Source organism: Actinoallomurus vinaceus (assembly GCF_039542055.1).
GTDB lineage: Bacteria > Actinomycetota > Actinomycetes > Streptosporangiales > Streptosporangiaceae > Actinoallomurus > Actinoallomurus vinaceus.
The window spans coordinates 62799-73688 of sequence record NZ_BAABHK010000030.1; the positions used below are offsets into that span (position 1 = coordinate 62799).

A 10890-nucleotide genomic window follows, 5' to 3' on the forward strand; every position below is an offset into this window, starting at 1 on the left:
TCCGGAATCGGTCAGATCGTCGCCTTCCCGCGGCGGTGGATGATCGACTTAGGCGTCGCCGATGGGGGAGTTCGAATGCGTCAGGTGGCCGTCCTCGCGGCCGGGGTGATCCTGCTGGTGGCGGCGGCCGCGTTCTCCTGCGCCGCGTTACGGCGACCGAGCGGGCCGGCGACGCCGGAGCAGGCCGCGAGCGCGTACTTCCGCGCCTGGGGGAACGGCGACTTCGCCGCGATGCGGCGCCTGGTCGACGACCCGCCCGGCGACTTCGCCGACCGGCACCGGGACCTGTCGCGGTCGCTGCACGTGGACTCGGTGGAGTTCACCCCGGGCCGTCCGGTGCGGCACGGGGACGAGGCGTCCGTCGACTACGCCGTCACGCGCGCGCTGGGCGGCGTCGGCGACTGGAGTTTCCACGCGACCCTGCGGCTGGCCCGGCGGAACGGCGCCTGGCGGGTGGTGTGGTCGCCCGCGACCCTGCATCCCGCCCTGGTCGACGGCGGGGAGTGGTTCCTCACCCGGATCGAGTCCGCGTCGGCCGCCCCGGCCGCCGCGGACGGCAGGCCTCTTCCCGATGACAGCAGCGTCCAGCCGTACCTCGCCGGACTCGGCGACGGCTCCGAGGAAGGGCGCCCTGGGTGGGCGGTGCAGATCCGGAATCCCGGGCACGTGGCCGTACGGCTCAAGACCTTCGGCGGGAGCGACGCCCACGCCCTCCGTACGACCATCGACCGGCGCGTGCAGGCCGCCGCCGACGCGGCGGTCGGATCGGCGTCGGCCGCGCTGGTCGCGATCCGTCCGTCGACGGGCGAGATCCTGGCGGTCGCCGACCGGCTGCCCGATGCCAAGGGCGCCTTCCTCGGCCTGTATCCGCCGGGGTCGACGTTCAAGGTGGTGACCGCGGCGGCCCTGCTGAACGGCGGCATGACGCCGGCGAGCCCGGTGGACTGCCCGGCGGTCACGGTGGCGGGGCAGCGCACCATTCACAACCACGGGAGCCTCGCGCTGGGGCGCGTGCCGCTCGCCGACGCGTTCGCGGAGTCCTGCAACACGACCTTCGCCACGCTGGGCGTCGCGGCGGGCGCCCGGCGGCTCGGGTCGAGCGCCGCCGCCTTCGGGTTTGGCGCCCACTTCGCCCCGGGGACGGACGCGTACGCCGGCGACTTCCCGGACCCCGGCGGCGACAACGGGCTGGCCGAGGCGTCCATCGGCCAGGGGAGGGTCCAGGCGAGCCCGCTCGCCATGGCCGTCGTCGCCGCGGCCGTGGCCGACGGCTCGTATCGCTCCCCGCGGCTCGTGTCCGCGCGCCTCGCCGGGCAGGGAACGGTCCGGCCGCTGCCCGCGGCGGTGGTGGCGGGGCTACGGTCGATGATGCGCGCGGTCGCCACGCGGGGGACCGCGGCGCACGCCGGGCTTCCGGCCGGCACGGCGGGCAAGACGGGGACCGCCGAATATGATGCCGAAGGCCGTACCCACGCGTGGTTCATCGGCTACCGGGGTGACCTGGCCTTCGCGGCGTTCGTCTTGCACGGCGGCGACGGCGGGCAGGTGGCTGCTCCGGTGGCGGCCCGCTTTCTGACTGTGATCAAGTCGTAACCCGCTGGAGTATCCGCAGGTGGCGACTGATATGACATAGTCGGACAGTTGTTTTCATGGCTTATGGAGGAATTGTGGCTATTCGTCGCCGGCTTGCCGCCGCGACCGCCGGGCTCTGCGCGGCCGCTCTCGCCCTCACCGCCTGCAGCAGCGGAGGAAGCGGGGCGACGGTACAGGGTGCCAAGCTGGTGAAGAAGGGCAAGCTCACCACCTGCACCCACCTGCCGTACCCGCCGTTCCAGTCGGCCCAGGGCGGCAAGGTCGTCGGCTTCGACGTCGACATGATCGACCTGGTCGCCAAGAAGCTCGGCGTGACCCAGCAGGTCGTCGACACGCCCTTCGAGACGATCAAGAGCGGGACCGCGCTGAACGCAGGGAAGTGCGACGTCGCCGCCGCGGGTATGACGATCAAGCCGGAGCGGGCGCGCTTCATCGACTTCACCAAGCCGTACTTCAACGCGACCCAGGCGCTCATGGCCAAGAAGGGCCTGAGCTTCCCGTCGCTGGACCAGGTGAAGGCGCAGAAGCTGAAGGTCGGCTCCCAGGCGAGCACCACGGGTGAGGACTTCGTCCACTCCAAGGGCATCGACTCCAAGTCCTTCAAGGACTCGGCGAGCCTGCTCAACGGGCTGCGCAGCGGCCAGGTCGACGTGATCATCGAGGACTACCCGGTCGTGCAGGGTTGGCTGAAGGACCCGGCGAACGCCAAGTACGCCGTGGCGGCCAGCCTCAACACCGGTGAGCAGTACGGCTTCGCCGTCCGCAAGGGCAAGAACCCCAAGCTGCTCGCGCTGATCAACCAGGCCATCGACGAGTCGCGGCAGAACGGCGAGTACAAGAAGATCTACGAGAAGTGGATCGGCCCGATGCCGGCGAACGCCTGAGCCCGGCACTGATCGATCCGAGAGGCCGCAGATGACTCAACACGCGGAGGCGGCGCCGCGGCTGACCCGGAGGCAGCGCCGCCGGCTCATCCTGGGCGGCGAGTACGGCATCGTCATCGTCGTCGTGGTGCTTCTCGCGTCCCTGGCGAACTGGGGCGCGCTGAAGACCAACTTCGCCGAATGGCGCGTCGCCAAGACGCTGTTCCCCGACATCATCACGGTCGGGCTCCGGAACACCCTGCTGTTCACGCTCACCGGGTTCGGGCTCGGCCTGGTGACCGGGCTGCTGCTGGCGCTGATGCGGCTGTCGTCCGTACCGCCGTACCGCTGGTTCGCCCTCGCCTACATCGAGGTCTTCCGCGGGCTGCCCGCGCTGCTGATCTTCATTTTCATGGGCACCGGCGTTCCGATCGCCTTCCCGGGGATCAACATCCCCGGCGGCGTGTACGGCCAGGCCGCCCTCGCCCTCGCACTGGTCTCGGCGGCGTACATGGCCGAGAGCATCCGGGCCGGCATCGAGGCGGTGCCGCGCGGCCAGATGGAGGCGGCGCGGACGCTCGGCATGTCGCACGGGCGGGCGATGCGCTCGATCATCATCCCGCAGGCGCTGCGGATCGTGATCCCGCCGCTGACCAACGAGCTGGTCCTGCTGGTCAAGGACTCCTCGCTGGCCCTGTACCTCGGCGTCACGCTGCAGCAGCGGGAACTGGCGAAGATGGCCCAGGACGTGACCGGCCAGCAGGGCAACACCACACCGATCATCGTCGCCGCCCTCTGCTACCTGATCATCACCATCCCGCTCAGCCACCTGGCACGGCGGCTGGAGGCCCGGCAGAAGAGGGGGCAGCGGTGACGACCGTGAACGACGGCGCGGCGGTCCAGGTCATCGAGCTGCACAAGGCGTTCGGGGACCTGGAGGTGCTGCGCGGCATCGACTTCGAGGTCCGGCACGGCGAGGTCGTGTGCATCATCGGGCCGTCCGGCTCCGGCAAGTCCACGCTGCTGCGCTGCGTGAACCTCCTGGAGGAGCCCACCGCCGGAGCGGTGTACGTCGGGGGCCTGGAGCTGACCGACCCGGACGTCGACATCGACGCGGCGCGCCGCCGCATCGGCATGGTGTTCCAGCAGTTCAACCTGTTCCCGCACCTGTCGGTGCTCGGCAACGTCACCATCGCCCAGCGCAAGGTGCTGCGGCGCTCCGCGGAGGAGGCCGAGCGGGTCGCGCGGGAGAACCTCGCCCGCGTGGGCCTGGCCGACAAGGTGGACGCCTTCCCGGCGCAGCTGTCCGGCGGCCAGCAGCAGCGGGTCGCGATCGCCCGCGCGCTGGCCATGGGCCCGGAGGTCATGCTGTTCGACGAGCCCACCTCCGCCCTCGACCCCGAGCTCGTCGGCGACGTGCTCGCCGTCATGCGCAAGCTCGCCCTGGAAGGGATGACCATGCTGGTCGTCACCCACGAGATGACCTTCGCCCGCGAGGTCGCCGACCGGGTTGTGTTCATGGACGGCGGCGTCATCGTGGAGGAGGGGCCGCCGTCGAAGGTCGTCGGCGACCCGGAGCACGCGCGGACCCGCCGGTTCCTGTCGCGGGTGCTCGACCCGGCCGCCGCCGACGTCGAGGACTGAGCGCCCGCGGGTCCCCGCCTGAGGCGATGGACCGCGCGTACACGCATGCCAGGCCGAGACGGGCGCCTGTCGGCGCCCGTCTCATGGCATCCGCGTCTCAGCGGCGGAGGCGCGCGACGAGCAGGTTCGGGTCGCGCCGGGTGAAGTACGCCGCGTCGGCGATGTACACCGTCCTGCCGCGGACGGCCACCGACGTCGGGTTGGACAGCCCGTCCGCCGCGGTCAGGACCGTCTTCGCCGTTCCCCTGGAGTCGACGAGGACGACCTTGTTCTCCTGGTTGACGGCCGCGAGCACGGCCGTGCCCCGTCCGGTGAACGCGAAGTCGTCGACCGGGCCCAGGCCCTTCGCGGCGACCGCGGGTCTCCCGGCGGCGCCGTTCCGCGTGATGGGCACGTGCACCAGCGTGCCGGCGTCCAGGTTCGACACCCAGACGGAGCCGCCGCGGACCTTCAGGCCGTTCGCGCCGAAGCCGCCGGCCGTACGGGACGCCAGGACGCTCCCGCCCGCCCAGGCGGCCGGAGCACCGCCTCGCGGTGAGAGGCTCCAGACCCGCCCCTGGGCGGAGTCGGCGACGAACAGCCTCCTCGTGCGACGGTCATAGGCCATGCCGTTCAGGAAGGCGCCGGGGGACAGCGCGGCAACGCGCACCGGCGCCCGTCCGGCGCGGAGCCGGTAGACGCCGGTGCCCTGAGCGGTGCCGGTGGACACCGCGACGTAGCGCGCACCGCCCGGCAGCCGCACGATGCCGCCGAGGAAGATCTTGCCGTGGGTGAGGGGGACGTCCCCGTCGGCCGGGATCGGAACCTGGGCGATGACGCTCACGCGGCCCGTGCGGTCGACGCGGGCCACCCGGCCCGAGAAGCCGTATGTCAGATCGGCCGAGCCGTCGGGTTCCAGCGCGATGTTCTCGGGCTGGGCGCCGGCGGCCAGGTCGAGATGGGCGAGGATCCGGGCATGACTCACCGGGGGAGTCGCCGCCCGCGCCGGCGTGCCCGTCAGGGACACGCCGACGGTGAGGGCGGAGACGGTCAGGACCGCCGGCAACGCCGGACGGCCTTTTCGGAAGATGGGGGAACTGCGCATGCGCCGACCGTAATGAGGCGGCCCCATAGTGAACCAATAGTTGATCATGCCCCCTCCGATCGGAAAGCCGATGGGGCGACGGCGGGGAAGGGGAAGTCGCGGCGGCGGGGAAGGGGAGTCGCGACGGCAGGGAAAGGGGGGTCGCCACGGTGGCGAAGGCGAGTGCGGCGATGCCCGGTCCCGGAGACCGGTCACGGGCCGGGACGTTGTAACGTGACCGAAACATGGGGGCGGCACACTGATACAAGGCCATCGTTGTCGCCGCAGGTTGCTAAGGGGATCGGTTTTGGACCGTCAGCAGGAGTTCGTGCTCCGCACGCTTGAGGAGCGCGACATCCGCTTCATCCGGCTGTGGTTCACCGACGTGCTCGGATTCCTGAAGTCCGTGGCGGTCGCGCCCGCCGAGCTGGAGCAGGCGTTCGCCGAGGGCATCGGGTTCGACGGGTCGGCGATCGAGGGATTCGCCCGCGTCTATGAGGCCGACATGCTGGCCAAGCCGGATCCCTCGACGTTCCAGGTGCTGCCGTGGCGCGCGGAGTCGCCGGGCACGGCCCGGATGTTCTGCGACATCCTCATGCCGGACGGCTCGCCGAGCTTCGCCGACCCGCGCTACGTCCTCAAGCGCACCCTCAGCCGCGCCGCCGACCTCGGGTTCACCTTCTACACCCACCCCGAGCTGGAGTTCTACCTCCTGGGCGACCGCCCCGACGACGGCAGCGAGCCGTCGACCGTCGACTCCGGCGGCTACTTCGACCACACGCCGCACCGGGCCGCGCACGACTTCCGGCGCAACGCGATCATGATGCTGGAGTCGATGGGCATCTCCGTCGAGTTCAGCCACCACGAGGGCGGTCCGGGCCAGCAGGAGATCGACCTGCGCTACGCCGACGCGCTCACCACGGCCGACAACATCATGACGTTCCGCCTGGTGATGAAGGAGGTCGCGCTCGAGCAGGGCGTGCACGCCTCCTTCATGCCCAAGCCGTTCACCGACCAGCCCGGCTCCGGCATGCACACCCACATGTCGCTGTTCGAGGGCGACCGCAACGCCTTCTACGAGCCCGGCGCGGAGTTCCAGCTCTCCAAGATCGGGCGGGCGTTCATCGCCGGCCTGCTCCGGCACGCGGCCGAGATCTCCGCGATCACCAACCAGTGGGTCAACTCCTACAAGCGCCTGTGGGGCGGCGTCGGCGCGTCCGCCGGGGCCGGCGGTGAGGCGCCGCCGTACATCTGCTGGGGCCACAACAACCGCTCGGCGCTGGTCCGCGTCCCGATGTACAAGCCGCAGAAGGGCCACGCGACCCGCATCGAGTTCCGCGCGCCCGACACCGCCTGCAACCCCTACCTCGCCTTCGCCGCGATCCTCGGCGCCGGCCTGAAGGGCATCGAGCAGGGGTACGAGCTGCCGCCGGGCGCCGAGGACGACGTGTGGGCGCTGACCGCGGCCGAGCGCCGCGCGATGGGCATCGAGCCGCTGCCGCAGAGCCTGGACGAGGCCATCGCCGCGATGGAGCGCAGCGAGCTGGTCGCCGAGGTGCTGGGCGAGCACGTCTTCGACTTCTTCCTGCGCAACAAGCGCGCGGAGTGGGAGGACTACCGCCGCCAGGTCACCGAGTACGAGCGCCGCCGCTACCTCTCGGTGCTGTAAACGGCGGAGCGCTCAGCCGGCCAGTCGGTTGAACTTACGGATCTGCTTGTCGAAGGCCCGTGCGGGAACGACGCGGCGCAGCGTGCTGATGCGTCCGGCCCTTGGACCGGCGGCGTACCGCAGCTTCGGCTTGGGGTCGGTCGCCGCCGCGACGATCGCCTTGGCGACGGTCGCGGGGTCGTCGCCGTCCTTGAACGCCTCCGCCATCACCTGGTCGGTGATGTGCCGCTGCTCGGCGTAGACCGGCAGGGGCCTGTCGGGCTGCATGGCGTTGGCCTCGAAGCCGGTGTTGGTGACGGCGGGCTCGACGAGGAGCACGCGGACGCCGTGTTCGCGGACCTCGTGGTCCAGGGACTCGGAGTAGCCCTCGATCGCGTGCTTGGACGCGGCGTAGACGGCCATGTAGGGCGCGGGGATGAACCCGAGGATGGACGAGGTGTTGATGATGCGCCCGCCTCCCTGGGCGCGCATGTGCGGCAGCACGGCCTTGGTCATGCGGATGACACCGAACACGTTGATGTCGAAGACGCGCTGGTCCTGAGCGAGGGAACTCTCCTCGGCGGCGCCCGCCGAGCCGATGCCGGCGTTGTTGACCAGGACGTCGATCCGGCCGAACCACTCGATCACCTGCCCGACCGTGGCGGCGACCGACGCGTCACCGGCCACGTCGAGATCGAGGAACCTCACCCCGTCGACCGGGGTGACTCCCGCTGCGTTCCGGCTGGTTCCGACCACCTGGAAGCCCGCCTGGGCGAGTGCGAGGGCGGCTGCCCTCCCGATGCCTGAGGACGCGCCCGTCACGAGCGCCACCGGCTGGTCTGTCTTCATCATGAACTCCTGATCGTATTGAATTACGACCGTAATACTATGGACGAGGCCCAGCGGAGGGCAAGTGGTCTTCGGCTGACCGCATCGCCGACGCCAGGACGTATTGGATTACGGTCGTACTATCATTTGCCCGGAGGGTGAGGGCCCTCGCGGCGAGGTGGAGGGCGCGTGGCGCGGTACGGAAAAGAGCACAAGCAGGCGACGCGGCGGCGGATCATCGAGAAGGCCGGCCGCCGGCTCAAGCGGGACGGCATCGACGGCTCGGGAATCGCCGCGCTCATGGCCGACGCGGGGCTGACCAACGGCGCCTTCTACGCCCACTTCACCTCGAAGGACGACCTCGTCGCCGCCGTGGTCGCCGACCAGCTGCGCGAGCAGAGCGAGGGCTTCGGCGCGCTGGCGCCGGACCGCGCCGGACTTGAGCGGTTCGTGCGCGCGTACCTTTCGGTGGAGCACCGCGACGGCCGGGAGGACGGCTGCCCGTCCGCCGCCCTGCTGGATGAGATCGGCCGCTGTACGGACGCGACCAAGCAGGCGTTCACCGACGGCGTGCTGGTCGTCATCGACGACATCGCCGCCCGCCTGGCGCCCGACGATCCGCGGTCGGCGCGCGCGAAGGCGCTCAGCGTCTTCGCCACGATGGTCGGGACGCTGCAGCTCTCCCGCGCCCTCGCCGACCGCGCCCTCGCCGACGATGTCCTCGAGCAGGGCGTCCAGAACGCCCTCACGCTGTTGGGCGCCGGGCCCGAGTAGTAGCGCCCCGCCCTTCGTTCCGGGCTGTGCGTCTCGCCGGCCTGGCGAACGCCGAGCGGCAGGCGCTATGCGTCGGTGTGCGGGGAGCCGGAGACCAGTTCCAGGGCGACGGCGATCCCGGCGGCGCGCCGCTCCTCGTCCGTGATGTCGTAGTCGTCGAAGGCGAAATGCGCGATGTTCAGCGTGAAGGGCGCCATGGCCGACTTGAGCTGGTCGGTCAGCGGCGCCTTCGGGTCGATGAGCAGCTCCCGCAGGCCCTTCATCCGGGACTTGAGCTTCTCGCCGACGGCGAGGTCGCGCATGGTGCCCTGGTTCTCGTGCGCGAAGCGCATGAGCCCCGGCCCGCTGGCGTACAGCTGGTCGGCGTATCGGCGCACCAGCTCCTGCCGCGTCTCCTGGGTCGCGGGCTGCTCCCGGCCCCAGGTGATCAGCTCGTCGAGCCTGCCCAGCTGATCGTCGAACAGGCTGACGACGATGTCCTCTTTGGTCTTGAAGTGGTAGTACAGCGCCGCCTTGGTCACGTTGAGCCGCTCGGCGATCTCCCGTAGCGACGTCTTCTCGTAACCCTGTTCGGCGAACAGCTCGAGCGCGACCGCCTGGATCCTCGCCCGGGTGTCGCCGCGGTGTTCGCCCATGATCAATCTCCACTCAAACTAACTTGACGACCGGCTAGTTTGTAGCTTACCGTACGGCAAGTAAGTTCACTAGCCGGTCGGCAAGTAAGCACCAAGGCCATCAGAGAGAGGCTACCCATGTCGGGGACGAAGACGGCGGACTCCGCGCCACCGGGCGCGGCCGAGCCGAGAAGCACGCGATCGATCTACATCGCGATCATCGGCCTGATGCTCGGCATGTTCCTCGCGATGCTGGACAACCTGATCGTCGGCACCGCGCTGCCGACGATCGTCGGTGATCTGGGCGGCCTCAGCCACCTGGCCTGGGTCGTCACCGCTTACACCCTCGCCACGGCGGCCGCGACGCCGATCTGGGGGAAGCTCGGCGACCTGTACGGCCGCAAGGGCATGTTCATGGCGTCCATCGTCATCTTCCTCGCGGGATCGATGCTGTCCGGGCTGTCGCAGAGCATGAACCAGCTCATCGGCTTCCGGGCACTACAGGGACTGGGCGCCGGCGGCCTGATGGTCGGGGCGTTCGCGATCATCGGTGACCTGGTTCCGCCGCGGGAGCGCGGCCGCTTCCAGGCGATCATCGGCGGGATGATGCCGATCGCCTTCGTCGGCGGCCCGCTGATCGGCGGGTTCCTCACCGACCACCTCAGCTGGCGCTGGACCTTCTACGTCAACGTGCCGATCGGCGCGATCGCCCTGCTCGTCACCGGCCTGGGCATGCGTCTGCACACGCCGCACATCAAGGCGAAGATCGACTTCATCGGGGCGTTCCTGCTGACGGTCGGCGTCGTCTCCCTCACCCTCGTGGCGAGCTGGGGCGGCACCCAGTACGACTGGGCCTCCGCGCAGATCATCGGGCTCGCGGTCGCGTCGGTCGTGGCCCTGGTCCTGTTCGTCTTCGCCGAGGCCCGCGCCGCCGAGCCGATCCTGCCGCCGCGGCTGTTCCGCAACCGCAACTTCACGGTCGCGCAGATCCTCAGCTTCTTCGTGGGCGCGGCGATGTTCGGCGCGGTCAACTTCCTCCCGTACTACATGCAGGACGTCCAGGGCGCCTCGGCGACGACGAGCGGCCTGCTGCTCCTGCCACTGATGTTCGGCATGCTCGTCGTCATGCTGACCACCGGGCAGCTCATCGCCCGCAACGGCCGCTACAAGATGTACCCGATCATCGGCGGCGCGGTGATGACCGCCGGCATGCTCGTGCTGCTTCTGCTCAAGGTGGACACCAGCACGGTGATGAGCTCCGCACTGACGCTCGGCGTCGGTCTCGGCATGGGCTTCATCATGCAGAACACCACGCTCATCACCCAGAACAGCGCCGAGCTGCGGGACATGGGCGCGGCGAGCGGCTCGGTCACCCTGTTCCGTACGGTCGGGGGCTCGCTCGGAGTGGCGCTGTTCGGGTCGATCTACACCAACCGCCTCGAGCACACCATCAGCGACCGGCTCGGCGCGGAGGCCGCCCACAAGATCTCCTCTGGCAGCGCCCACCTGACGCCGGCGATGCTGCACACGCTGCCCGCGCCGGTCCGGGAGGCGTTCGAGGCCGGTGTCACCAGCGGCCTGCACGGGACGGTCATCGGCGGAGCGGTCGTCGCCTTCGCCGCGTTCCTCGTCGCCTGGCTCGTTCGCGAGGTGCCGCTGCGCGGCTCCGCTCCCAAGGGCTCGACGGAGCAGGCCGCCGAGACCATCGCCGAACCGGCGATCTGATCTCGTTCCACCGCGAAAGGGGGGTTCCCGCCGGGAACCCCCCTTTCGCGTCAGCCGGGGGTACATGCCGCAGCGCGATCCGGCGCCGAGCCCGGACGCGCGCCTGGTCCATCCCCAGGGGATGCTTTGCCCGTGGCG

At 70.3% G+C, this 10890-nt stretch carries 10 protein-coding genes; 7 read left to right on the forward strand and 3 right to left on the reverse strand.

The window, feature by feature from the left end:
• Positions 1 to 75 precede the first annotated feature (75 nt).
• From ABEA24_RS51195 to ABEA24_RS51210, 4 genes are all read left to right on the forward strand, one after another.
• Positions 76 to 1593: a penicillin-binding transpeptidase domain-containing protein gene (locus ABEA24_RS51195; protein ID WP_345443662.1), complete on the forward strand. Its 1518-nt coding sequence runs from the start codon at positions 76 to 78 to the stop codon at positions 1591 to 1593.
• A 74-nt stretch (positions 1594 to 1667) separates the two neighbouring features.
• Positions 1668 to 2477 (forward strand): ABC transporter substrate-binding protein, encoded by an 810-nt coding sequence (locus ABEA24_RS51200; RefSeq protein ID WP_345443665.1) that lies wholly within the window; start codon positions 1668 to 1670, stop codon positions 2475 to 2477.
• A gap of 31 nt (positions 2478 to 2508) precedes the next feature.
• Positions 2509 to 3330, forward strand: a complete 822-nt coding sequence (locus ABEA24_RS51205) for an amino acid ABC transporter permease (protein WP_345443668.1) — start codon at positions 2509 to 2511, stop codon at positions 3328 to 3330.
• Complete coding sequence (locus ABEA24_RS51210) at positions 3327 to 4100, forward strand: amino acid ABC transporter ATP-binding protein (protein WP_345443671.1); 774 nt, start codon at positions 3327 to 3329, stop codon at positions 4098 to 4100. Before ABEA24_RS51205 ends, ABEA24_RS51210 begins: the two co-directional genes overlap by 4 nt.
• 97 nt (positions 4101 to 4197) lie before the next feature.
• On the opposite strand, the gene ABEA24_RS51215 is transcribed toward ABEA24_RS51210, so the two are convergent.
• A complete protein-coding gene (locus ABEA24_RS51215) occupies positions 4198 to 5184 on the reverse strand; it encodes an SMP-30/gluconolactonase/LRE family protein (protein ID WP_345443674.1) in 987 nt (328 codons plus the stop codon).
• 286 nt (positions 5185 to 5470) lie between these two features.
• Between ABEA24_RS51215 and glnA the strand changes: the two genes are divergently transcribed.
• Complete coding sequence (glnA, locus tag ABEA24_RS51220; RefSeq protein ID WP_345443677.1) at positions 5471 to 6832, forward strand: type I glutamate--ammonia ligase; 1362 nt, start codon at positions 5471 to 5473, stop codon at positions 6830 to 6832.
• A 12-nt stretch (positions 6833 to 6844) separates the two neighbouring features.
• Here glnA and ABEA24_RS51225 read toward each other — a convergent pair whose 3' ends face one another.
• Entirely contained in the window at positions 6845 to 7663 is an 819-nt protein-coding gene (locus ABEA24_RS51225) for an oxidoreductase (protein ID WP_345443680.1), read from the reverse strand.
• A gap of 165 nt (positions 7664 to 7828) precedes the next feature.
• Here ABEA24_RS51225 and ABEA24_RS51230 point away from each other — a divergent pair, with 165 nt between their 5' ends.
• On the forward strand, positions 7829 to 8413 hold the full coding sequence (locus ABEA24_RS51230) for a TetR/AcrR family transcriptional regulator (protein WP_345443683.1): 585 nt from the start codon (positions 7829 to 7831) through the stop codon (positions 8411 to 8413).
• Between the two features lie 65 nt (positions 8414 to 8478).
• Here the strand turns inward: ABEA24_RS51230 and ABEA24_RS51235 are convergent, their stop codons facing one another.
• Complete coding sequence (locus tag ABEA24_RS51235; protein WP_345443686.1) at positions 8479 to 9048, reverse strand: TetR/AcrR family transcriptional regulator; 570 nt, start codon at positions 9046 to 9048, stop codon at positions 8479 to 8481.
• A 117-nt stretch (positions 9049 to 9165) separates the two neighbouring features.
• Here ABEA24_RS51235 and ABEA24_RS51240 point away from each other — a divergent pair, with 117 nt between their 5' ends.
• Positions 9166 to 10752, forward strand: coding sequence for an MDR family MFS transporter (locus ABEA24_RS51240; protein WP_345443689.1), 1587 nt, complete (start codon positions 9166 to 9168; stop codon positions 10750 to 10752).
• Positions 10753 to 10890: the final 138 nt, after the last annotated feature.